The organism is Maribacter sp. 4G9, from assembly GCF_002742265.1.
Lineage (GTDB): Bacteria > Bacteroidota > Bacteroidia > Flavobacteriales > Flavobacteriaceae > Maribacter.
This window is the reverse complement of record NZ_MDGL01000026.1, coordinates 1-22,936: the sequence shown is the minus strand read 5'-3', so window position 1 is coordinate 22,936 and position 22,936 is coordinate 1. Positions and strand designations below refer to the sequence as shown.

The 22,936-nt window shown below is 41.6% G+C and carries 20 protein-coding genes and 1 pseudogene; 6 read left to right on the top strand and 15 right to left on the bottom strand.

Annotated elements, in window-relative coordinates; genetic code table 11:
- Positions 1-7: 7 nt before the first annotated feature.
- The 4 genes from BFP75_RS02945 to BFP75_RS02930 all read right to left on the bottom strand — a co-directional run bounded on the left by BFP75_RS02945 (position 8) and on the right by BFP75_RS02930 (position 6,472).
- A complete protein-coding gene (locus tag BFP75_RS02945) occupies positions 8-451 on the bottom strand; it encodes a thioredoxin family protein (protein ID WP_099543182.1) in 444 nt (147 codons plus the stop codon).
- A 65-nt stretch (positions 452-516) separates the two neighbouring features.
- Entirely contained in the window at positions 517-1,653 is a 1,137-nt protein-coding gene (locus tag BFP75_RS02940) for an efflux RND transporter periplasmic adaptor subunit (RefSeq protein WP_099543181.1), read from the bottom strand.
- A gap of 10 nt (positions 1,654-1,663) precedes the next feature.
- The gene (locus BFP75_RS02935; protein ID WP_099543180.1) at positions 1,664-6,001 is read right to left on the bottom strand and encodes a CusA/CzcA family heavy metal efflux RND transporter; all 4,338 of its coding nucleotides are present in this window, start codon (positions 5,999-6,001) and stop codon (positions 1,664-1,666) included.
- Positions 6,002-6,073: 72 nt separating this feature from the next.
- Positions 6,074-6,472 carry a hypothetical protein gene (locus BFP75_RS02930; RefSeq protein WP_099543179.1) on the bottom strand — a complete coding sequence of 133 codons (399 nt, stop codon included), beginning with the start codon at positions 6,470-6,472 and terminating at the stop codon, positions 6,074-6,076.
- A gap of 173 nt (positions 6,473-6,645) precedes the next feature.
- On the opposite strand from BFP75_RS02930, the gene BFP75_RS02925 reads away from it, so the two are divergent.
- Together BFP75_RS02925 and BFP75_RS02920 are read left to right on the top strand one after the other, a co-directional pair.
- Complete coding sequence (locus BFP75_RS02925) at positions 6,646-6,996, top strand: pyruvate kinase (protein WP_099543178.1); 351 nt, start codon at positions 6,646-6,648, stop codon at positions 6,994-6,996.
- A gap of 26 nt (positions 6,997-7,022) precedes the next feature.
- Complete coding sequence (locus BFP75_RS02920) at positions 7,023-8,222, top strand: DegT/DnrJ/EryC1/StrS family aminotransferase (protein WP_099543177.1); 1,200 nt, start codon at positions 7,023-7,025, stop codon at positions 8,220-8,222.
- Position 8,223: 1 nt separating this feature from the next.
- Here BFP75_RS02920 and ribB read toward each other — a convergent pair whose 3' ends face one another.
- The 8 genes from ribB to BFP75_RS02880 all read right to left on the bottom strand — a co-directional run bounded on the left by ribB (position 8,224) and on the right by BFP75_RS02880 (position 17,896).
- Positions 8,224-9,366 carry a 3,4-dihydroxy-2-butanone-4-phosphate synthase gene (gene ribB / locus BFP75_RS02915; RefSeq protein ID WP_099543176.1) on the bottom strand — a complete coding sequence of 381 codons (1,143 nt, stop codon included), beginning with the start codon at positions 9,364-9,366 and terminating at the stop codon, positions 8,224-8,226.
- Positions 9,356-10,798 carry an LptF/LptG family permease gene (locus tag BFP75_RS02910; protein WP_240531676.1) on the bottom strand — a complete coding sequence of 481 codons (1,443 nt, stop codon included), beginning with the start codon at positions 10,796-10,798 and terminating at the stop codon, positions 9,356-9,358. The genes ribB and BFP75_RS02910 overlap by 11 nt, the downstream gene beginning before the upstream one ends.
- Positions 10,799-10,871: 73 nt before the next feature.
- Positions 10,872-11,516, bottom strand: coding sequence for a LolA family protein (locus tag BFP75_RS02905; RefSeq protein ID WP_099543174.1), 645 nt, complete (start codon positions 11,514-11,516; stop codon positions 10,872-10,874).
- An 84-nt stretch (positions 11,517-11,600) separates the two neighbouring features.
- Positions 11,601-13,976, bottom strand: coding sequence for an FtsK/SpoIIIE family DNA translocase (locus BFP75_RS02900; RefSeq protein ID WP_099543200.1), 2,376 nt, complete (start codon positions 13,974-13,976; stop codon positions 11,601-11,603).
- A 157-nt stretch (positions 13,977-14,133) separates the two neighbouring features.
- Complete coding sequence (locus BFP75_RS02895; RefSeq protein ID WP_099543173.1) at positions 14,134-14,499, bottom strand: diacylglycerol kinase; 366 nt, start codon at positions 14,497-14,499, stop codon at positions 14,134-14,136.
- Positions 14,500-14,509: 10 nt separating this feature from the next.
- Positions 14,510-15,016 carry a thiol peroxidase gene (gene tpx, locus BFP75_RS02890; protein WP_099543172.1) on the bottom strand — a complete coding sequence of 169 codons (507 nt, stop codon included), beginning with the start codon at positions 15,014-15,016 and terminating at the stop codon, positions 14,510-14,512.
- Between the two features lie 96 nt (positions 15,017-15,112).
- Positions 15,113-16,603, bottom strand: a complete 1,491-nt coding sequence (gene nhaC / locus BFP75_RS02885) for a Na+/H+ antiporter NhaC (RefSeq protein WP_099543199.1) — start codon at positions 16,601-16,603, stop codon at positions 15,113-15,115.
- A gap of 69 nt (positions 16,604-16,672) precedes the next feature.
- Positions 16,673-17,896 carry an aminotransferase class I/II-fold pyridoxal phosphate-dependent enzyme gene (locus BFP75_RS02880; RefSeq protein WP_099543171.1) on the bottom strand — a complete coding sequence of 408 codons (1,224 nt, stop codon included), beginning with the start codon at positions 17,894-17,896 and terminating at the stop codon, positions 16,673-16,675.
- 154 nt (positions 17,897-18,050) lie between these two features.
- On the opposite strand from BFP75_RS02880, the gene BFP75_RS02875 reads away from it, so the two are divergent.
- A complete protein-coding gene (locus BFP75_RS02875; RefSeq protein WP_099543170.1) occupies positions 18,051-18,509 on the top strand; it encodes an Lrp/AsnC family transcriptional regulator in 459 nt (152 codons plus the stop codon).
- Positions 18,510-18,644: 135 nt separating this feature from the next.
- Positions 18,645-20,051, top strand: a complete 1,407-nt coding sequence (gene lpdA, locus BFP75_RS02870) for a dihydrolipoyl dehydrogenase (protein ID WP_099543169.1) — start codon at positions 18,645-18,647, stop codon at positions 20,049-20,051.
- Between the two features lie 180 nt (positions 20,052-20,231).
- Here lpdA and BFP75_RS02865 read toward each other — a convergent pair whose 3' ends face one another.
- Both BFP75_RS02865 and BFP75_RS02860 read right to left on the bottom strand, forming a co-directional pair.
- Positions 20,232-20,462 (bottom strand): CDGSH iron-sulfur domain-containing protein, encoded by a 231-nt coding sequence (locus tag BFP75_RS02865; protein ID WP_099543168.1) that lies wholly within the window; start codon positions 20,460-20,462, stop codon positions 20,232-20,234.
- A 56-nt stretch (positions 20,463-20,518) separates the two neighbouring features.
- Positions 20,519-21,703: a heparan-alpha-glucosaminide N-acetyltransferase domain-containing protein gene (locus BFP75_RS02860; RefSeq protein ID WP_099543167.1), complete on the bottom strand. Its 1,185-nt coding sequence runs from the start codon at positions 21,701-21,703 to the stop codon at positions 20,519-20,521.
- A 131-nt stretch (positions 21,704-21,834) separates the two neighbouring features.
- Here BFP75_RS02860 and BFP75_RS02855 point away from each other — a divergent pair, with 131 nt between their 5' ends.
- On the top strand, positions 21,835-22,371 hold the full coding sequence (locus tag BFP75_RS02855) for an NADPH-dependent FMN reductase (RefSeq protein ID WP_099543166.1): 537 nt from the start codon (positions 21,835-21,837) through the stop codon (positions 22,369-22,371).
- Positions 22,372-22,376: 5 nt separating this feature from the next.
- On the top strand, positions 22,377-22,766 hold the full coding sequence (locus BFP75_RS02850; protein WP_123803308.1) for a hypothetical protein: 390 nt from the start codon (positions 22,377-22,379) through the stop codon (positions 22,764-22,766).
- Here BFP75_RS02850 and BFP75_RS02845 read toward each other — a convergent pair.
- A pseudogene (locus BFP75_RS02845) lies at positions 22,763-22,936 on the bottom strand (IS5 family transposase); the annotation flags it as partial. The gene BFP75_RS02850 and the pseudogene BFP75_RS02845 overlap by 4 nt on opposite strands.

The following is a 22,936-nucleotide window of genomic DNA, read 5'->3' as shown; positions in this document are numbered from 1 at the left end:
CCTCAAATTATTCGGTAAAGGAATCCAAAAGCTGCATGTATTCCTTGGGATTCATTTTTTTGTAACTGGTCTCACCCTTCACCTTTCCCTGCTCGTCCAGAACGACCACAAAAGGGAAGATGCCGTTTTTGTTGTATTTCTCGGCAAGTTTGGCATTTGCCTCAGCTTGTTCTTTAGGCAGGGCATTCTGCTTCTTTCTGGGAAAGTCCACCTGTAACATGACATAATGGTCCTTGGCATAGGATTTAAATTCCTCCGTACTCCAAACTTCCCGGTCCAACTTAATACACGGAGCGCACCAATCCGAACCTTGAAAAACCAAGATAATCGGCTTGTGCCCATCTTTTGCAATCTGCTGTGCTTCCTTAAAATCTTTATGCCATTCTTGGGCACATGTGGAGGCCATACCTAAAAGGAAAACGATGGCTAACAAGTTTATCTTACTATTCATTACTCTTTTTGTTTATCCCTTTGTCAATAAGTATTCCAAAAGCTTTCAATTTCTACCTTAAAAAATCACACTCCGATCAGGTTAAAGGTTCCTTTGGTCAAAAATTGTGATTTTGGTGCAAAGCTTTCTGTTTCCTGTAGGATCGAAAAACCGTCATGCTCTTCTTTTATGGTAACTTCTTTTTGTGAAAAATAATATGTATCCCCTTCCTTTTTTTCGAGAACCAATACATTGGCCGTATCATCAATAGTTACGATAGCCTCGCTGGGCAAAGCCTTTGCCTGGATATTATCGGTAATGATTTGGGCTTCCACGAACATTCCAGTTAAGAAATTTTCCTTGTCCTCGTCCTCCAAATGGCCATGTACTTTGATAGTCCTATTTTCATCAATGGAAGTGCCTACCAAATGTACTTCCGCATTAAAAGTATCGCCAGAGGCTTCCGGTATCTTAAAGGTAATTCTTTGACCTTTTTTCACTTTCATGATATCCTTTTCAAAAACCGATAACTCCAAGTGCACATGATCGTTATTGATGATTTCCATAATGGAGGACGCCGGCGAAACATACGAGCCCCTGGAAACATTCACTTTGGTAATGCTACCGGAAATAGGTGCCTTAATGGAAACCGATGACACAATAGTGCCGTTTTTCACCTGTTCCGGTGAGATGTTGAGCATGGTCAATTGCTTTTCCAAGCCTGTATGCCGGGCTACGGCGGATTTATAATCACTCTCCGATTTCAAAAAATTCTTTTGGGAGGTAATATTTTCATCGGACATAATTTTGTGTCTTTCATACTCTGCCTTTAAAAAGGTAAGTTGCTCGTTTACCTCCAAATACTGTTGCTGCAGGTTCACGAATTCCGGATTCTCCAAGGTCACCAACGTTTGTCCCTTGCTCACTTTATCACCGATCAAAAAGGGAGTCGTTCTAATATACCCTCCCATGGTCGCGGTTAGAACGGCCCTGTTTTCTGGCGGTACGTCTATCATGCCGTTCACACTTACCCTGATCGGAAAGGATTTTTCTTCTATAGCGCCCATTTTCATGCCCAGTTGGTCATATTGTACCTGCGTTACTTCTATAAAAGAGGATGTTGCAGATGCTGCTGAAGTTTCGTTGGTACTGCTTTTTTCGCCACATCCTGTGACGCCCGCTAGAAGCGCCAATATCAGAAAATAATATATATATGATTTCATGGTGTACTGTTTATAAGGTTAAGTAATTGATGGCAATTACCGTGGAATTATATTCTTTGAGTTTATTTAGATATTCTAGTTTTAAGTCGTAGGCGCTTTCCAGGCTTTGTATGTATTGATAAAAGTCGATTTCCCCATTTTGAAAACTACCGTTGGCCATTTTTAAAATTTCATCGGATAAAAGGTTACCCTCATTTTCATAGTATTCCAAGGATTTGGAAAGCACCTGAAGTTGCTTTTTTAAAGTGGTCAATTTTGTTTGAAGCTGTATCTCATAATCCGTATAGGCGGCCTCGGCACTTTGTTCGGCAATTTTTGCCGATTTTATCCTTGAGGCCTTTCCCCCAAAAAACAAGGGAATCTTAAGACCTAATTGGTAACCATGCAGGTTTCCGCTGAGTCCGTCGTTGGTGCCTTGAAAATATTCCACGCCAATATCAGGGAGCAATTGCTGGTTTTCCAGATTCTTCTGGGCCTGTTTTAAATCGATTTGATTTTGATAAAAGGAGATCTCTGGAATCGATGCAATGGCAACATCCTTCATGGGAACCTTTAATTGGGGTGCTTCGGCAATAACGATGCTGTCCTGGGACTGGATAATTTTCATCAAATTCTGATAGCTGATTTCCACATTTCGTTCCGCCTCGGCATATTTTAGTTGGATTTGCCGTTGCTTTGAGGTCGCCGTAATCTTTTCTAGGTAATTGGTCTCACCCAGTTCAAAACGTCTGTTGGCCATTTGGGAAAAGTTGCCATAAAGACTGTCCAATAGGTTAAGAACATTGGCCATTTCCCGCGCGACCTGATATTCATAGTATCCGGACACTACCTGTTTTTCCAAGTTCTTGGTTTGGATATCATACGTGCTTTTAGCAACATTGTATAACCCCTTGTTCACCCTTCGTTTTGAAAAATAAACCGTAGGGAAACTAAAACCTTGGGCAATGCCAAAGACTTTCAAAGGCAAATTATTAAGGGCCAAATTATTTTCGTCATAGGAGTAGTACACATCCGTTTTTTCAAAATCAAAGGCACTGTTCACAAAAGCATCCGAAGCTTCCATACCCAATTGATGTGCCTTTAGACCCGCATTGTTTTCAATCGCCATGGGTATCAATGTCTCCAAATTCTTGGGCGGTTCCTGGGCTTTCACCTGAAATGGCCCAAAAAGGACCAAAAGACCTATAATAAGATTGGTCTGTTTTGAAAGGTCCATACCTTTTCTCTCTATATGACTGCTTAGGTAGGAATACAAAACAGGTAACACTACAAGGGTCAAAATGGTCGCGGTGATGAGTCCGCCAATGACAACGGTAGCCAGGGGACGCTGTACCTCGGCCCCTGCATTGGTAGAAATGGCCATGGGAAGAAAGCCTAAGGCCGCGGCCGAAGCCGTCAAAAGAACCGCCCTAAGCCTATCCTTGGCCCCTTCTTTGATCAAATCGTTTATATCTTTGAATTTGCCAGATGCTTTCAATTCCTTAAAATGTTCGATCAATACAATTCCATTCAGTACGGCAATACCAAAAAGGGCAATAAAACCCACCCCGGCAGAAATACTAAAAGGCAAACCTCTGACCCACAATAACAATACGCCTCCAACGGCCGCCAATGGAATGGCTGAATAGATCATAAGAGCTTCTTTTACGGATTTGAAAGCAAAGTAAAGAAGAATGAAAATTAAGATCAAGGCAATAGGTACCGCAATCATCAACCTTGCTTTGGCACTTTGCAGATTTTCAAACTGTCCTCCATAGGTAATGGAATAGCCCACGGGAAGTTTTACGTTATCATCGATCAGTTTCCGTACATCGTCCACAACGGATTGCAAATCCCTGTTTCGCACGTTGATTCCTACAACGATTCGCCTTTTTGTATCGTCCCTTGATATCTTGGCCGCACCTTTTTGATAGGTAATTTCCGCCAATTCGCTCAAAGGTATTTTGCCTCCAGTGGGTAGGTCCACATATAGATTCTTTAGGTTATCGATATCCTGCCGTTTTTTACTGTCTAGCCTAACGACCAAATCGAATCTCTTTTCGCCTTCAAAAACACTGCCTGCCGTCTTACCGGCAAACCCCATGGAAATCATATCGTTCAATTCTTGGATGTTGAGACCGTACCGGGCAATCTTAGATCGATTGTATTTTACGTTCATTTCTGGAAGTCCGGCTATTTTTTCTACGGAAATATCGGCCGCACCAGGGACATTTTGAATCAGGTCTCCTATTTCCTTTCCTTTTTTGGCAAGAATGTCCAAGTTTTCTCCGAAAATCTTGATGGCAATATCGGCACGTACCCCCGTAATCAGTTCATTGAAACGCATTTCAATGGGTTGTGTAAATTCAACCTCCATACCCGGTATTATGGACAAGGCTTCTTTGAATTTATCGGCCAATTCATCCTTGGATTCCGCCGAGGTCCATTCACTTTTTGGATTTAATACGATAATAACATCACTTTCCTCCATGGACATAGGGTCTGTAGGAACTTCTGCCGCACCGATCCTTGTAACCACTTGTTCAACTTCTGGAAACTGGTCCAAAAGAATACGCTCTATCTCTGTGGTGATTTCGACCGTGTTGCTTAGGGAAGTACCTGTTTTTAGTACTGGTTGTATCACAAAATCCCCCTCGTCCAAAGTGGGCACAAATTCACCTCCCATGGACATATAAAGTGAAACGGCAATCGCTAAGAGCGCTGCGGCAATACCCAGGACCAATTTTTTACTGCGCAATGCCCAGTCAATTATAGGGTCGTACTTTTTGGTCAGCCAATTCATCAAGCGAACGGAAATGTTTTTGTCCGTGGTCTTGGAGGGTTTTAAAAAGAGAGAAGATACCACCGGTACATAGGTAAAGCACAAAAGCATGGCACCGATCAAGGCAAAGCTAAAGGTCAATGCCATGGGCTTGAACATCTTACCTTCAACACCACTCAAGGATAGGATGGGAATGAAGACGATGAGGATGATGAGCTGCCCAAATATGGCAGAGTTCATCATTTTAGTGGCCCCGGTATAGGTTATTCCATCCCTAAGCTCCTGTTGTTCGCTTTTGGTCAGCCCTTCTAGTTCAGCCCGTTTCTTGGTTACATTGAAGGCGATAAACTCCACGATGATCACGGCACCGTCAATAATGATTCCAAAATCAATGGCTCCCAAACTCATCAAATTCGCATCTACGCCAAAGATATACATGAGCGAAAGGGCAAAAAGCAGGCACAAGGGAATAACGGAGGCCACTACAAGACCGGAACGGAAATTTCCGAGCAATAATACCACAACGAAAATTACGATCAAACATCCCAGTATCAGGTTTTCCGTAACCGTAAAGGTAGTTTTGGCAATGAGTTCACTTCGATCTAGAAAGGCATTGATATATACTCCTTCAGGTAAGGATTTTGAAATATTGTCAACACGTTCCTTTACCGCTTCAATGACCTTTTTGGAATTGGCATCCTTTAGCATCATTACCTGGCCCAAAACTTTTTCGCCTTCCCCATTTCCGGTAATGGCACCAAAACGGATAGCGTTTCCAAAGCCGACCGTGGCAACATCCTTGATATAAACAGGAACCTCGCCATCATTTTTAACGACGATGTTTTCTATATCCTTAAGGGAGCTGACAAGACCTTCGCCCCTAATGAAAAATGCTTGGTTTACCTTTTCGATATATCCGCCTCCGGCTACGCTATTGTTGGATTCCACTGCCTTAAATACCTCTTGGGAACTAATGTTCATGGCATTGAGTTTCTCCGTATTTATGGCCACTTCATACTGTTTTAAAAAGCCTCCCCAAGTATTTACTTCAACGACACCGGGTATTCCAGAGAGTTGTCTTTTTACTATCCAATCCTGTATCGTCCTTAGATCCTCTGCGGTATATTGGTCTTTGTATTCGGGCTTTACATCAAGAATGTACTGGTATATTTCACCCAAACCCGTAGTAATTGGGCCCATTTCCGGAGAACCAAAATTGGAGGGGATTTTTTCCGAGGCCGATTTTATTTTTTCAGCGATTAACTGTCTTGGCAAATAAGTGCCCAGGTCATCCTCAAAAACTATGGTAACCACTGAAAGCCCAAATTTGGAAACGGACCTTATTTCCTTTACACCGGGTAAATTTGCCATTTCCAACTCCACAGGATAGGTAATAAACTGTTCAATATCCTGGGTGGAAAGATTTCTTGAGGTCGTAATGACCTGAACTTGGTTATTCGTTACATCAGGAACGGCACCTATGGGAATTTTTGGAAGGGAATAAATTCCGAAACCTATGATAAAACATGTAAATAGTAGGACTATAAACTTGTTCTTTATACTGAAATTAATAATATGTGAAAGCATATGTCATAAAATAATCAACATTGAAATTGTCCGAATCTTGCAATCCGGAATGAGCGTTTAACTTGATTGATCTTATGAGTGCCGGGGCGGCTGGAGCAACCCTTTTGTATGTGAAGATGAAAAAGGTGCTTGGTAAAAGAAATGTGTAGCCTTATATTCCATGATTATTGGGGTTTCCAATTCGGAATCCAATGGATTGTTTGTAAATGCTACTATGGAACTTAAGTGACATTGGTGCTGAAAGGGTAATTGTTCATGGTCTTTTTTCTCTTCCTGATGCTCCAGTTCATGGGCCTCTTTCAATTCACCATAATGTTTTGAGATAAAGACCAAGACATTGTCCCCATATTGTTCACTATGGAATTTGGCATGCTCGATGAACTCATCAATTTGGGCTAAATCGTCCGAATGGAGTCCAACACTTTGCAATAGGATTACAAAGGACAGTACTATGGAAAATATTTTACTCACTGGATATAAAGGTAATGAAAGACCATAAAAATATGAGTACCAACTTGTTATATGGAATCAGTCTAAATTTAAGAAAGTAGTTGGGCTGCAAAATCGAACAATGTTGATAATTCGAACGGGGTTCCCTAGTTGAAAACTACTTTCAACCAGTACTTTTGCAAACTTTTAAACGCATGGAAAAGTTAAAAGTGGGCGATAAGGTGTACAATACAAAGCAAAATGGATTTGCCGATTTTGTGCGATACTCATTTTCTGAGGTAGTTGCCTTGACCAAGACCTTGGCGATATTGAAAAATGGCGTCCGGTTAATAAACCAGCCAAAGACTTCATATATTACCGAGGATATTGGCTATTCCGAATCCAGAAAAAAGGGCACTCACTGGCATTTGGTATCTTTGGACGCTATAAGAAAGGCCCAGATCGAGAATGAAAAAATTGCGGCCCATGATTGGTTCAAGGAACACGAGTTTACCAATGAGGACAAACTGGAAATTTATCGTCTGTTTACATCCAAAGGAAAATAAGTATCTTCTCAATTTAAATTTTTACTATGCCAGGTTTTGAACTATTTGGGGAAAAGGAAAAGCAAAGTGTGCAAGACGTCTTGGAAACAGGGGTCTTGATGCGTTATGGATTTGATGGGGCCCGCAATGGACATTGGAAGGCCAAAGAGTTAGAAGCAGCTTTGTGTCACAGAATGCAGGTCAAACATGCCCAGGTAGTTAGTAGTGGTACTGCTGCCCTTACGGTAGCCTTGGCAAGTGCCGGTGTTGGAGCAGGGGATGAGGTCATTCTACCTACATTCACATTTGTGGCTAGTTTTGAGTCGGTCTTGGCTATTGGTGCAGTTCCTATATTGGCCGATGTGGACGACACATTGACCTTAAGCCCATTGGCAGTGGAAAATGCCATCACCCCCAAAACTAAGGTGGTTATGCCCGTGCACATGTGCGGTTCCATGGCCGATTTAAAGGCGTTAAAGGCTCTTTGTGATACACATAAGCTGATTTTATTGGAAGATGCCTGCCAGGCTATCGGCGGTAGTTTTGAAGGCAAACCCTTGGGCAGTTACGGGGATTTAGGTTGCTTTTCTTTTGATTATGTAAAAACGATTACCTGCGGGGAAGGAGGGGCATTGATTACCAATAATCCCGATTTTTATATAAATGCCGACCATTATTCAGATCACGGACATGACCATGTGGGCTCCAACAGGGGTGTGGAATCCCATCCTTTTTTGGGGTATAACTACCGAATCTCTGAACTGAATGCGGCCGTAGGCTGTGCCCAGATTGCACGTCTTGATGAATTTGTGGATCTACAGGAAAAACATTACAACATTCTATTTGATGCCCTTAAAAATATTGATGGGGTTACCTTTAGCAGGATTCCCATGGGGGGCGTTCAGAATTATTCTTTTTTGAATTTTTTCCTACCGAAGGAAGACGTGACTAGAAAAGCACACCAGGCACTGGGTGAGGGGGGCGTAGACGCCTGTTTTTACTGGTACGATAATAATTGGCACTATTATAGAAAATGGGAGCATCTCACCAGTTTAACTTCTTTGGGAAAACTGCCCGATGAAGTTCAAAAGAACCTGCCCGATTATTCAAAATCTGATTTCTCAGCATCTGATTCTTGGATCGGCCGGACGATATCCTGTCTCATAAAACTGAGTTGGACGGAAACCGAGGTTCAAGAAAGGGCAAAGAAAATGGCAATGATTATCAGAGACGTTCTTAAAAGCTAGCTCAGTAGGTTACATACTCCACGATTTCCAATCCATAGCCCACCATACCCACTCTCTTTGTCTGTTGGCTGTTTGTGAGCAATCGCAGTTTTGAAATTTCGAGATCATGAAGAATCTGTGCGCCTATTCCAAAATCCTTGGCGTCCATTTCTATTTTTGGCGCTTTGTAAATCCCTTGTTTCTGAAGTTCCTTTAATTCTGAAAGTCGGTTTAAAATATTCATGGACTCAACATCCTGATTGATAAAAACAATGGCCCCTTTTCCTTCTTGGTCAATGGCGTTGAACATATTCTCCAATTGTGAATCCACATTATTGGTAAGCGTTCCAAGAATGTCATTGTTCACCAAGGTGGAATTGATTCTGGTAAGTACCTTGTCCCCTAGACCCCAGGAACCTTTTGTTAAGGCGAGATGAATGTGATTGTTGGTAGTTTGTTTGTAAGCCCTAAGCCTGTATTTCCCAAACCTTGTGGTAATTGGAAAATCAAGTTCTTTTTGGATGAGGCTATCGTGCTCCATTCTATAGGCCACTAAATCTTCTATGGAAACGATTTTTAAGTCGAACCTTTTGGCAACCTCCATTAATTGTGGGAGTCTGGCCATACTTCCATCTTCGTTCATGATTTCAACGATAACCCCTGCGGGTTTTAGTCCTGCCAAGCGGGCAAAATCTATGGCCGCCTCCGTATGTCCGGTTCTTCTAAGAACTCCCCCTTCCTTGGCAACTAAAGGAAATATATGTCCGGGTCTTGCAAAATCATGGGGCTTGATGCTGTCATCGGTTAGGGCGCATACAGTTTTAGCCCGATCGGATGCGGAAATACCCGTGGTAACCCCTTGCCCCCGTAAATCAATGGAAACCGTAAATGCCGTTTCCAGCGGATCGGTATTATTGTTTACCATACGATGGAGTCCAAGATACTCGCATCTGCCTTCGGTCAATGGCGCACAGATGAGGCCTCTTCCATGTGTGGCCATAAAGTTTATGGTCTCCGGGGTTGCCAATTCGGCCGCCGCCAAAAAATCGCCCTCGTTCTCACGATTTTCATCATCCACAACGATGATTACCTTGCCATTTCTGATATCCTCAATAGCTTCCTCTATCGTATTTAACTTTACCTCATCCGTAAGATTAGCTGTCATGACCTCCATTTTTCTTTATTTTCTTTATTAGGTTTTTGAAGAAATCCGTTACCACTCCAAAACTCATCAAACCTTTGTCCTCCGTAGCCCTTTTGGTAAGGATGATACTTAGGGGTAACATGATCAACGTGGAAAGCCAAGCGCCCAACATTGGGTGAATGTTCCCTTCCTTGGCATAGTTGCCGGCAAATACCCCAATAAAATAATAGACCAAAAATAATACAATTGCAATTACCATGGGAAGGCCCAATCCCCCTTTACGGATAATGGCCCCTAAGGGAGCGCCTACAAAAAATAGGATGATACATGAAAATGCCAATGCATATTTGTTATGCATGGAAAGTATATGCATGTTGTATATTTTATATCGTTTTTGCATTTCCTCCCTTTTTCCCTTAACGGAATTTAGGACATTGGTCGTGGCATTTTTAGCAGAGTTCACGATTTGCATTTGGAGATAGAAGGGGAATATATGGAAGATATCCTGCTTTATGGAATCTTGGCGCGCGGGATTGTTTTTAAGTTTCGCCAACTTTATCTGCCGTATGGAATCCTGGGTTATCTGTAAGGGTGTTTTTGTTTTCGAAGTATCACTGGGATCTAACGGTTGAAACATTCCCATTCTATTTCCAATACTTTTTGAAAAGGCCCTTACAATGTTATAATTATCATTTCTAAGGGAATCTATATCCTTTTTTAAGCGGGAAATATTCTTCATTTTATCCGTACTAATATCCTGCTCCGCCTCTAAATCCTCATTGTTCAACTCTGGAATTTCAATATTCATGATATAAGTATCGAAATCTGCTTTGGCATGGGGATACTTAAGCTTGTTCTTTTTGGAGTCTATATCATCGTAATAATGGCCATCGGTTAGAATGAGCTGCACAATATCAGAATCTTCACTACTCACCAATTCCCCCTGTTTTGACTTTATGACCACGTTGTTTTGGCTTCTGTCATTTTTTTTGTGGATGATGACATTTCTAAGGTATCGGTCGTTGTCGCCATATTTTTCATCGACCTTGATGTTCATGCCCTCAAAATCACTAAATACGCCTTCGGCGACTACCGCCGCAGGTTTTACCTTGGCGATGTTTTTTCTAAGATTGTAAATTTTACGCTGGGATAAGGGGATAACGGAATTTGCAAAAAAGAAGGTTAGTCCACCTAACAAGGTCACAAAAACGATCAAGCTCAACATGGCCCTTTGAAGCGAGATGCCCGAAGCTTTCATCGCCGCAAATTCATAATTTTCCGCAAATGCCCCAAAGGTCAAAATGGAAGAAAGTAACACCGTCAATGGCAATACTTTCTCTGTTAGGTCTGGCATCAAATAGAAGAGAAATTTTCCTATAATTATGATATCCAATCCTTTACCGGCCAAATCATCTATAAAAAGCCAAATCGTTTGAAATATGAAGATGAACATCAATATTACAAACGAACTGACAAAATTAAAGGTAAACCTGGATAATATATACCGGTCTAATATTCTCAATGGTTTAATTTCTTAAGATGTAATAACCTTCATCCTTGTATTTGGCTTCGTCAAAAGTAAACAAGGTAGCCGATAAGGGCTGATTTGTTTTAAAAGAATTAACAGTTATAGTAGTCTTGGTACCGTTCTTGCCAGTTTCTATTAGCCTATAGATGTGTTTTGTTCCCATATCAATACCAAGTAGTCGGGATTTTATTTCCGTATTGGAGTCAATAGGGGTCAACTTCACATATTGGATTTTTCTTCCCTGTACATTTTGAAGGATATCCCATTCATAGTTATGTCCCTCTTTATAGAAGGTCAACATTTTGGACGGTGTCATGGCATCTTCATCGTTGGATTGGTCCTCAATGGTAACTTCTTCATTTTCTGGAACGATGGTGTATACCTTTTTACCATCGAACAATTGTTTTGACCCCAGATAGTTAAAGACATATTTGTCGCCTGCAAGTGTGACATCACCTCTCGTTTCTTGATTGATGCCCGCCTCCGCGTTTTTTAGGTCGAACTTGAAGTCCACAAAAATATTGTCGTAGCTTTTAACTTTGTTGTACACTTCATCGAGCAATGCTTTGGCTTTTTCTGGCGTTTGGGCACTTAAAAGGTTTGTTGTGAGTGCAAGGGCCAATACTAATACTATTTTTCGCATTTTATATTCAGTTTAAAGTTTTTGAAATTCCACTTTTTCATTGTATAAAAGGGTAGAATATTTATTTTCGTTTTTTATGCCTTGTTACAGGCCTTCATTATCCAATAATTGTTGTAGGGATGCCATATCGGGAATGAGTACCTGCCTTGCCTTACTTCCTTCAAAGGCGCCGACAATGCCCGCAGCTTCCAATTGATCGATGATTCGTCCGGCCCGGTTGTAGCCAAGCTTCAACTTTCGTTGTATGAGCGAGGCGGAACCTTGTTGGGCTATAACGATTACTTCTGCCGCTTCCCGGAACATTTTATCCCTGTCCTCAATATCATAATCAACACTCGTGCCAGAATCTTCACCCACATATTCCGGTAACTCATGGGCTTCAGGATAGGCCCTTTGTGAGCCTATATATTCAGTGATTTTAGCCACTTCGGGGGTGTCTACAAAAGCACATTGTATACGGGTAACATCGTTTCCTTGTGTATACAGCATATCCCCACGACCGATCAATTGATCGGCTCCTTGGGCATCCAAAATGGTTCTTGAATCTATCTTTGACGTTACACGGAAAGCGATCCTTGCAGGGAAGTTCGCCTTGATGATACCGGTAATAACGTTTACCGACGGTCTCTGCGTGGCCACGATGAGATGAATGCCTATGGCCCGAGCCAATTGTGCCAATCTGGCAATGGGCGTTTCCACTTCCTTACCCGCTGTCATGATCAGGTCTGCGAACTCATCGATGACCAAAACGATGTAGGGCAAATATTTATGACCGTCGTTCGGGTTCAATTTTCGGGCCTTGAATTTGGTATTGTATTCCTTTAGATTCCGTACCATGGCCAATTTCAGCAGTTCGTAACGGTTGTCCATTTCGATACATAAGGAATTAAGGGTATTGATAACCTTGGTGTTGTCCGTGATGATGGCTTCTTCGGAATCTGGGAGTTTGGCCAAGAAATGACGTTCGATTTTATTGTACAGGGTAAGCTCCACCTTCTTGGGATCCACCAAGATGAACTTGACCTCTGCCGGATGTTTTTTATATAAGAGCGATGTCAGAACCGCGTTCAATCCCACGGATTTTCCCTGACCCGTAGCACCCGCCATTAACAAATGGGGCATTTTTGCCAAATCCACTACAAAGGTTTCATTGCTGATGGTTTTTCCAAAAGCAATAGGAAGTTCCATTTCCGCTTTTTGAAACTTGCTCGAAGCGATAACGGATCGCATGGAGACAACCGTTGCATTTTTATTGGGAACTTCTATACCGATGGTTCCCTTACCGGGAATGGGCGCAATGATCCTTATCCCCAGAGCTGCCAAGGACAAGGCAATATCATCTTCAAGGTTTTTGATTTTAGAAATTCGGATACCTGCATCGGGAACAATTTCATATAGGGTTACGGTAGGGCCAATGGTGGCCTTGATCTGTGCAATCCCTATTTTATAGTTCTTGAGGGTTTCAACAATTTTATCCTTGTTTTCCTCAAGTTCTTCCTGATTAATGGTAATACCTCCGGATACACCATGGGCATCCAACAAATCGATGGTGGGAAATTTGTAATTACCAAGCTCCAAGGTAGGGTCGAATTCACCAAAATCATCTACCAATTTACTGGCCAGTATATCGATTTCTTCAGGTTCCTCAACAATTTGCTCCACTTCCATGGCCAGTTCCTCTTCTTCTTCCTTGGGAACCGTTACCTTAAACTCGTCCTCGTCTTTGGCCAAGTGTGGTATTTCTTCCTTGTGGGTATAGGTATCGACCAATACTTGCGCCCCATCCTCATTGCTTACCGTTATTTCATCATCAATATTTTCAGGATTATCGCTGGGTTTGGAACGTTTAAAGTCGGCAGATAGTTCATTTCGTTTCGACTTAAAAAATTCGGCCACGCCCTCAGGAGTTACATCAAATAGACGTACCAAAATAAATATCAAGCCAAAAACCAATAGCAACAGCACGCCAATCTTACCGGTATAATCTTGAAGAAAATCGTTCATTTCGTATCCAACAAGACCCCCAAGCAAGGGACTTTCAACGGCAAAGAAACCAAAAGCGATGGAAAACCAGACCAAGAACAAGAGTCCCCAGATCCACTTTTTGGCCAACCCTTTTTTATCCAATCCTAAGAACATATAAATTCCCGTTAGGCATAACAAAAAGGGGATTATCAACGTGGCGATACCAAATCCTTTGTACACAAAGAAGTGGCTTATGCTGGCACCGAATTTATTGAGCAGGTTTTTGGCCTCCTCGTTCCTGTTCTTGAACTCGGTCAACAAACTTTGATCGTGCTCCCAGGTAAAGTAAAAAGAGACAAACGAAAAGAACAGGGCAATACTAAAAAGAACGAGAAGACTTCCCAAAATAATTTTGTTCTTCTTGGAAATCTTGAAGGGATTCTTCTTTTTTGTGGATGTTGCCTTTGGCTTTGATTTGGATGCCTTTTTTGCCATGTACTTTTTATTGGCACCGCCAAAAGGAATAATACCCATAGGCTAGCCTCAAAATTAAAAATTAGTTTCAAATGAATACCTCATGGGCCTGCCCTGAGGTAATTTACTTTGGGGGCAAAAATACAAATTTACCCCCTAAGGCCTCTTGCAATTTTTTTTAAAAAATTTTAGGAAGATAGATTATGCAACCTACAATGCTTGCCGCTATGGAAACCAACATGACAGCTCCTGCGGAGATATCCTTAATTAATCCGATTTTTTTGTCATATTCAGGTTGTACATAATCTGAAATTTTCTCCACTGCAGTGTTCAATCCCTCAATACCCAAAACTAAGGCAATAGCGAATATCTGTAGGATCCATTCCGTATTGGAAATCTCAAAATAAAAACCAGCGGCGGTCATTACCAACGTGATAAAGACCTGGATTTTTATGCTAGCTTCCGTACGAATCAATAAGAGTGCGCCGCGAAGGGCGAAACCTATACTTTTTATTCTATTTACCAGAAAGGATTCTTTGGGCATATTGCCTAATTTAGGAATCCATCAATGCCTCAAGGGCTGCCTTGTAGTTGGGTTCGTCCACAATCTCGGGAACTTGCTCGGTATACAAAACGGTCCCATTTTCATCGAGAACGACCACAGCCCTGGAATGAAGGGATACCAAAGGACCATCCGTAAATTCCAAGTTATAGGCCCTGCCAAAATTACCGTCCCTAAAATCGGATAACATTTCTACGTTTTGAATTCCTTCCGCCCCACAGAAACGTGCCTGAGCAAAAGGTAAATCCTTGGAGATGCACAAAACTATCGTGTTGTCAAGTTCAGCTGCCTCTTCGTTGAATTGCCTTACGGACTGCGCACATGTTCCCGTATCCACGCTTGGAAAAATGTTCAGCACCAATTTCGAGCCTTGAAAATCAGAGAGATTTACGGATGACAAATCATTTTTTGTTAGTTGAAAATCAGGTGCTTTGCTTCCTGTTGTGGGCAAAGAACCCATAGTGTTTATTTCATTTCCTTTTAGAGTTACGGTAGCCATAGTGTTTCATTTTATTTGGATTGTGAAATTATAAATATAAGCCCATACCTAAAAGCCAAAACCTTTAAAAAAAGGATAAATTTTCACTTTTAAATTTTAGGTACTGCTTACTGTTTGGGCCAACTTTTTGATTTTAATATTAAAGGCCGCAAAGATGAAGGTCATAATGGGGCTAAGCCAATTAAAAATGGCATATACAAAATACTCGGCCACGCCTACGCCCAAGACCCCGCTATGGTAAGCACCGCAAGTATTGTATGGAATTAACACGGAAGTTACCGTACCGGTATCCTCCAAGGTTCTACTTAAATTTTCCGGGGCCAAACCTCTATCCTTGAAAGCTTGGGAGAACATTTTGCCCGGAACTACTATGGCTAGATATTGATCGGAGGCCGTTCCGTTTAAAACGATACAGCTTATCCCGGTGCTAAAGAATAGGCCAAAGGTTGACTTGGCCAGACCTAACAAAGCTTTTGTAATTCTTGAAAGTGCCCCAATTCCATCCATGATACCCCCAAACACCATGGCACAAACAATGAGCCAGATGGTTCCCAACATGCCTGCCATTCCCTTGGCGGAGAATAGATCGCTCAATGACGCATTGTCCGTTGGAACATCGGTACTTACCGTAATTGCCTTTAAAATACCCTCGTATCCAGATTGAAAATTCAATTCCTTGGCACCTGTAATACCTGCCACAACTTCGGGTTGAAATATTAGGGCGAAAAGCGCCCCTAATAAGGTTCCTATTAGTAGAGCGGCCAAAGGCGGGGTTTTTTTCACGATCAATGCCACAACGACCATCGGTACTATAAAAAGCCAGCCGTTTATATTGAATGAAGCATCTATGGAAGAAAGAATGGCATCTACATCCGCCTCACCACTGGTTTCAAGGTTGAAACCAATAATTATGAACACGATAAGCGTAACCGTTATGGTAGGCACGGTGGTCCATAACATATACTTTATATGGGTGAACAACTCACCACCGGCCATGGCTGGCGCAAGATTCGTAGTGTCACTTAGTGGGGACAATTTATCGCCAAAATAAGCACCTGAAAGGATAGCTCCTGCTGTCATACCCAATGAAATTCCCAGGGTCTCGCCAATTCCAATCAATGCGATGCCCACAGTCGCGGCTGTGGTCCAACTACTACCCGTAGCTATGGAAATAACGGCACAAATGATGACAGAGGCTGCTAAAAAAATAGTGGGATTTAAAATTTGGAGCCCATAATAAATCATGGCCGGAATAATACCACTGACGAGCCAAGTTCCTGCCAAGGCCCCAACCATCAATAATATTAGCAAGGCACCGGAAGTGGATTTGATGTTTTCGGCAACTTCGGCCAACATTTGTTTGTATGGAACTTTTTTGTAGATTCCCACGATAGCCGCTACCGCACCACCCAAGAGAAGGATAAATTGATTTGAACCACTTAACGCGTCATCCCCAAACACATATACATTGTATGCCAGCATAATAACCAGCGCTACTACGGGTATAGTTGCTTCTAAAATGCTCAGTTCCTTATTATCAACAATATGCTCGTTCTCCCTATGTTTGTTGGTATTTTGATCCGCCATCAACAATTTTCCGTTTGGTTATCCCGTAATATTACGATTTAAAGGAAAGATGTGCAACCCTGTGTTTTTTTACTTTCGCTTCATCGTATCGGCTTCAAGTATGTTCAGGTCTACCATGCATTGCTTCATCAAATTGTAGGTGCGTTGGATATCACTGTCCAGACCAATGGAAAAGCGGATAAGTCCGTCTCCAAGCCCCATGGCTTTTTGTTCTTCCAAGGGTATCTCAGAAGATGTGGAAGTTCCAGGTGCACTGAACAAGGTTTTGTAGAATCCCAGGCTAACGGCCAAATAGCCCAACTTTCTTTCCTGCATCATTTCCATCAAGGCGTTTGCATTTTCCAAAGAACCAACGTCCATGGTCATGAGTCCGCCATATCCATATTGCGGATTCATTTGGTCTTCCATGATCAAATGACCTGGGTGCGAGGACAATCCCGGATATACCACTCTTAAACCGTCGGCTTCAAACTTTTCGGCCAAAAATTGTGCATTATCGCTATGCTTTTTAATCCTGATGTGTAGGGTACGCATATTCTTGAGAATGGAAGCTCCTCGCAGACTGTCCAATGTACTTCCCAAAAGCATACCGGCCCCGTTGTTCACATCTTTAAGACTTAGGCAAAATTCTTTGGTACCACAAATTGCCCCGGCCACACAATCACTGGATCCGTTGATAAATTTTGTAAGACTATGGATGATAATGTCAGCTCCCAATTTGGCTGGGGTAATGGAAAGCGGGGAAAAGGTGTTGTCGACCACGAGGGGCATTTCATTTTTTTTGGCGATTTTGGCCAGTGCCGATATATCCGCCACTTCCAATAAGGGATTGCTGACACTCTCACAATAGATCATTTTGGTCTTGGAGGATATGGCATTTGCCACGGCGTCCAAATCCGTGATATCCAAAAAGGTAATATGGATATTGAATTTCTTTAAAAAGTTCTTCATAAACGCATAGGTGCCACCGTAAATGGTTCTGCTACTTATGATGTGGTCACCAGAATCACATAGTTGAAGGATGACCGCCGTAATAGCGCCCATGCCGCTGGCTGTAACGTTCGCCGTTTCCGTGCCTTCCAGTGCTGCCAAGGCTTCGCCTAAATATAGGTTGGAAGGGGAGGAGTGCCTACTGTACAAATAGCAACCTTCCGTATTGCCCTCAAACGTATCGAACATCGTTTTGGCGGAGAGAAAAGTATAGGTGGAGGAATCTGATATGGAAGGATTGACCCCGCCAAATTCCCCAAAGTATTGTAAATCCTGTAAATCGTTAGCTTCTTTATGGCTCATAGTTGTAATGATTTATCATCGAATTTATACATGTTTAGATGAATTGTCAATTGATATACATATTTATAGAATAAAAAACTAAAATAGGTCATATTTTAGAATAAAAATTTATATTGCACGTTAGTAGTGTTAATATTTAGAATAAAATTCGGATATGAAGTTTGATGAAATCGATGAAAAATTATTGGGACTTTTACAGGCCGATTGTAAAAAGACCACCAAGGAATACGCAGATAGTCTAGGGCTCTCTACCACAGCAGTTTATGAACGTATTAAAAGATTGGAACGTGCCAAGGTGATTACCTCCTATGTTGCCTTAATCGATAGATTCAAGGTCGATAAAGGTTTTACTGCTTTTTGCCATGTAAAATTGGTCCAGCATACACGGGACAATATCCGTCATTTTGAGCGGGAGATACTCAAACTTCAGGAAGTGGTGGAGTGCCATCATTTGAGCGGCGATTTCGATTATATTCTCAAAATCCATGTGAGGGATATGGAGGATTATCGAAATTTTATGGTGTCCAAATTAACCGCAATTCCGCATATTGGGAGTACACAGAGTTCCTTTACCATAAAAGAAGTAAAGCAATCTACCGTTATATCGCTCTAAAATTCAAAAAAGCAGTAATTTTACGATAATAAATACCATGGGACAAGACCATGGGATTTTTTAGAACTTTAACTGAAAATCGACATTAGCGTCGGAATAGAATAAATCTCGATAAGCGAGTAAAAATTAAAATTTATGAATCAATACGATGTAGCCATTATTGGCTCCGGTCCTGGGGGATATGTAGCTGCCATTAGATGTGCCCAACTAGGAATGAAGACGGCGATTATAGAAAAATATGCAACCTTGGGAGGTACATGCCTAAATGTAGGGTGTATCCCTTCAAAAGCCTTGTTGGATTCATCGCACCACTATGCCGATGCCATCAATCATTTTGAGGAACATGGCATTGAAATTCCGGGAGAGGTCAAGGTAAATCTGGAACAGATGATTGCCAGAAAGCAAGGTGTGGTAGATCAGACTACGAAAGGCATCCAGTTTTTGATGGACAAAAATAAAATCGATGTGTACGAAGGTCTCGGCAGTTTTAAGGATGCTACCCATGTAAACATCAAAAGGAATGATGGCAATACCGAAACCATCGAAGCAAAAAATATCATCATTGCTACAGGTTCCAAACCCGCCAGTTTGCCTTTCATCAACATTGATAAAGAAAGGATTATTACCTCTACCGAGGCATTGAAATTAAAGGAAATTCCAAAACACATGATCGTTATAGGCGGTGGAGTCATTGGGTTGGAGTTAGGACAGGTCTATAGTAGATTAGGAGCCGATGTTACCGTAGTAGAGTATATGGACCGAATTATACCAGGAATGGACGGCGCGCTTTCCAAGGAACTCATGAAGGTCCTGAAAAAACAGAAAATCAAGTTTGCCTTGTCTCACAAGGTAAAATCCGTAGCGCGTAAAGGAGATACAGTTACGGTTAAGGCGGATGATAAGAAAGGAGAGGAAGTGGTTTTTGAAGGGGATTACTGTTTGGTATCCGTGGGCAGAAAGCCGTATACGGAAGGATTGAATCTGGAAGCGGCAGGTGTAAAAATGGACGAAAGGGGCCGAGTAGAGGTCGATGGACATCTTAAAACCAACGTGGACAATATATATGCCATCGGTGACGTGGTCAAAGGAGCGATGCTTGCCCACAAAGCTGAAGAAGAGGGTACTTTGGTAGCCGAACAGTTGGCAGGTCAGAAGCCGCATATCGATTATAACCTGATCCCTGGCGTGGTATATACTTGGCCGGAAGTGGCTGCCGTTGGTAAAACGGAAGAGGAACTAAAGGAAGCTGGAGTGGAATACAAAGTGGGTCAGTTCCCAATGCGTGCCTTGGGACGTGCCCGTGCAAGTATGGATATAGACGGATTTGTAAAGATACTGGCCGATAAGAAAACCGATGAGGTTTTGGGAGTCCATATGATCGGTGCCCGTTGTGCCGATTTGATAACGGAAGCCGTAACGGCCATGGAATTTAGGGCTTCAGCCGAGGATATTTCCCGCATGAGCCATGCACATCCAACCTATGCGGAAGCGGTGAAAGAGGCTGCCCTTGCGGCCACGGAAGACCGTGCGTTGCACATATAATTTGAAGTATTATGGATTAAAAACAGCCGTTTCAAAATACTTGAAACGGCTGTTTTTTATTGGCACCCACAAAGGGTTTTATTTCCCAAGGTTTCGCTAAATATCAATAACTTTTTTTTTTCAAAAAATCCTTGTGGACTATTCAAAAGGATGTTTTTTCTAACCTCTAACCTCTAACTCCTAACCCTTATGGCTACCATCGCAATAGGGAGGATTTCCGGTTTTCTTGCAAGTGCATAAATAAGCTTTTTTGTCCTCTTCCACACTAAAGCCTAAGGAAGGTGGTTTGTTATGGGCCCTATGGGAACCATCACAAAATGGCTGATTGCTACTATGGCTACAGGTGCACCACGCATATTTTCTATCCTTCTCTAAATCTACGGCAATGGGGCTATAGGACTTCTCACTCATAATTATGAAATTTTGTTGTTAAGGTAAGGGAAAAAAGCAATTCCAAAAAGGATGCACTAATTCTTTTGCAGTCCAAAAAGCTGAATCAATCGATAGGTCAACGTTCTAAGCATATTAAAACTTACAGCGGCAAATCGCTCGGTTTGAAGTCTAAGAATACAGATAAATCGATTGAAACCTTCCTTTATCCACGGTTTATGATCCTCATACTTTAAGGCAAAATAGGAACAGACAAACATGAAACCTAGGGCTCCTATAACTGTCGGCCATGGGCCCAAGGAATGATGGAAAAAGCGGTAGAGTCCAAACCCTGTAAAACTTCCATAGAGGATTATAAAGTGGATGATATAAATAGATAATGTACTTTGCCCAAGACGTAGTCCTGTCTTATTGGTTAAAAAGTGCCTAAATAACATGAAAATGGAGAATACGACCAAAACATCCCCCAGTCTGATGAACAAATAATTATTGGATGAAATATCAAAGAATAACTGTAGGCCTGTGATGCTGTAAGAGAGGTCAAACAATGGGGAAGAAAGCCACATCAATACAGTTCCGATTACGGCAAACACGGGTATGGCAACAGGATATAAATAGTTGTTTTCCTTAAATCTTGAGAAAATAATTGATATAAATGCGCCTACCGTAGCATAGCCCAACCAAGGTATTATCGTAAATACGGAACCATTGGCCTTTGTGAAATAATTGGCAAGCCATATTGGGAGACCATTATAATCAAATCCCTTGTATATCGGTTCAAAAATAAAGAGCACTAGAGTACATGACAGAAGAACCAATGGAAATAACCATTTGTTTAATTTTATCGTGAGGAGGTATATAGCAATGATACTTAAGATTGATAAACCGATACAATGCAGAACATCTACCAAATAGAAGGAGCTGTAAATTTCCCCTTTAAAAAGTCCAAAAAGGTTCGATCGTAATAGATAGCCAAAGAACAATAATTGCAATCCCCTCTTGATGCCTTTTTTTACCCTGGGGTTATTCCAGCCTGTCTGTGGAACCTTTATTAACAGATACGTGAAGATAAATCCCGAAACCGTATAAAATACCGGTGCCGTTATCCCCCTAAAATATTTCCATATGGCATACACGGTATTGGAACTATCCCGATAGATGGGGTCCAGCAGCCCATCTATAAAATGCCCTTGGAGCATCATTAAAATGGCCCATGCCCGTATGGCATCGATAAAGAATAACCTTGTGGTGCGTTTGTCCATAAAGAATCTTAAATACCCTATATACTTAATTAACAGGGGAATTGGATCTTTTAAGCTGCGAAATTAGATAAATTACTGGTAACTAAATGGCTTTTGGACTATTTTAGTCCTTTAACTTCATAAGGTATACTATGTCTTTTATTTTGGCTTTTGCCGGAAGTAATTCCTCCTCTTCCATAAATTTTGAATTGGTAAAATATACGTGCTCCCTAATCGAAGGAGAAGAAGTACGTCTCATGAACATGTCTAATTGTCCGTTTCCTATGTATAGTGAGGATCATGAAAAAGAACATGGTTTTTCCAATTCCCTTAATGAGATCAAAAGGGACATTCAATATTCAAAGGGGGTTATTGTTTCCGTAAATGAACATAATAGCTATCCATCGGCCTATTTTAAAAATCTTTTGGATTGGCTATCGAGGTTGGATAGGAACTTTATTAGGGAAAAGAAGCTAATGCTCATGTCAACCTCCAAGGGAAAACGTGGGGCTATAGGAGCTTTGGAAGTATCCGAAAAGCTTTTTACCAGATTTGGTGCCCATGTTACAGGTACTTTTTCCCTACCCAGTTTCGGTGAAAATTTTGATAGGGAAAAGGGAATTCTGGATACCGAATTGGACGATACCCATCGATCAGTACTTAATGATTTTCTAAAATCCTTGGACTAAGATTGTTGAGGAAACAGATTGTTCATAACGTTGAGGACATCGCATCGTTCAAAAAAAGCCTGCTCCGTTGGACACAAGACTTCGATGAAATTGTCTGGTTGGATTCGAACCAACACAATCATTCATATGCTTCCTTTGATGTACTCCTGGCCGTCGATGGACTAACGGGAATTTCAACGGACCATCATCATGCTTTTGATGATTTAAAAGAATATCAGTCACAGGTAAACGATTGGATATTCGGGTATCTTTCATACGATTTAAAGAATGACGTGGAAGATTTGGTTTCCCAAAACTTTGATGGGTTGGACTTTCCGGAACTATACTTTTTTCAGCCAAAAAAAATCATTCAGATTAAGGGTTCGGAAATCACTTTTCAATATGAAGTGGTTTAAACTTTTATTTTTTTCTTTTTCTTGAATTTTTTCAACGCTATCGCAATGAATGCCAAATAGTTGAATCCTTTCCAGCTTTCGGTGGTCGTATCGAACCTGTTGAGCAGGGAACGGTAGCTGTCCATCCATGCATTCGCCCTTTCCACGGCATATCTTTCATCGTATAGGTC

Bases quoted from the DNA above. Each gene is read 5' to 3' on its own strand.
- BFP75_RS02945 (WP_099543182.1), bottom strand. From the start codon at position 451: ATGAATAGTAAGATAAACTTGTTAGCCATCGTTTTCCTTTTAGGTATG.
- BFP75_RS02940 (WP_099543181.1), bottom strand. From the start codon at position 1,653: ATGAAATCATATATATATTATTTTCTGATATTGGCGCTTCTAGCGGGC.
- BFP75_RS02935 (WP_099543180.1), bottom strand. From the start codon at position 6,001: ATGCTTTCACATATTATTAATTTCAGTATAAAGAACAAGTTTATAGTC.
- BFP75_RS02925 (WP_099543178.1), top strand. From the start codon at position 6,646: ATGGAAAAGTTAAAAGTGGGCGATAAGGTGTACAATACAAAGCAAAAT.
- BFP75_RS02920 (WP_099543177.1), top strand. From the start codon at position 7,023: ATGCCAGGTTTTGAACTATTTGGGGAAAAGGAAAAGCAAAGTGTGCAA.
- ribB (WP_099543176.1), bottom strand. From the start codon at position 9,366: ATGACAGCTAATCTTACGGATGAGGTAAAGTTAAATACGATAGAGGAA.
- BFP75_RS02910 (WP_240531676.1), bottom strand. From the start codon at position 10,798: ATGTTCATCTTCATATTTCAAACGATTTGGCTTTTTATAGATGATTTG.
- BFP75_RS02905 (WP_099543174.1), bottom strand. From the start codon at position 11,516: ATGCGAAAAATAGTATTAGTATTGGCCCTTGCACTCACAACAAACCTT.
- BFP75_RS02900 (WP_099543200.1), bottom strand. From the start codon at position 13,976: ATGGCAAAAAAGGCATCCAAATCAAAGCCAAAGGCAACATCCACAAAA.
- BFP75_RS02895 (WP_099543173.1), bottom strand. From the start codon at position 14,499: ATGCCCAAAGAATCCTTTCTGGTAAATAGAATAAAAAGTATAGGTTTC.
- tpx (WP_099543172.1), bottom strand. From the start codon at position 15,016: ATGGCTACCGTAACTCTAAAAGGAAATGAAATAAACACTATGGGTTCT.
- nhaC (WP_099543199.1), bottom strand. From the start codon at position 16,603: ATGGCGGATCAAAATACCAACAAACATAGGGAGAACGAGCATATTGTT.
- BFP75_RS02880 (WP_099543171.1), bottom strand. From the start codon at position 17,896: ATGAGCCATAAAGAAGCTAACGATTTACAGGATTTACAATACTTTGGG.
- BFP75_RS02875 (WP_099543170.1), top strand. From the start codon at position 18,051: ATGAAGTTTGATGAAATCGATGAAAAATTATTGGGACTTTTACAGGCC.
- lpdA (WP_099543169.1), top strand. From the start codon at position 18,645: ATGAATCAATACGATGTAGCCATTATTGGCTCCGGTCCTGGGGGATAT.
- BFP75_RS02865 (WP_099543168.1), bottom strand. From the start codon at position 20,462: ATGAGTGAGAAGTCCTATAGCCCCATTGCCGTAGATTTAGAGAAGGAT.
- BFP75_RS02860 (WP_099543167.1), bottom strand. From the start codon at position 21,703: ATGGACAAACGCACCACAAGGTTATTCTTTATCGATGCCATACGGGCA.
- BFP75_RS02855 (WP_099543166.1), top strand. From the start codon at position 21,835: ATGTCTTTTATTTTGGCTTTTGCCGGAAGTAATTCCTCCTCTTCCATA.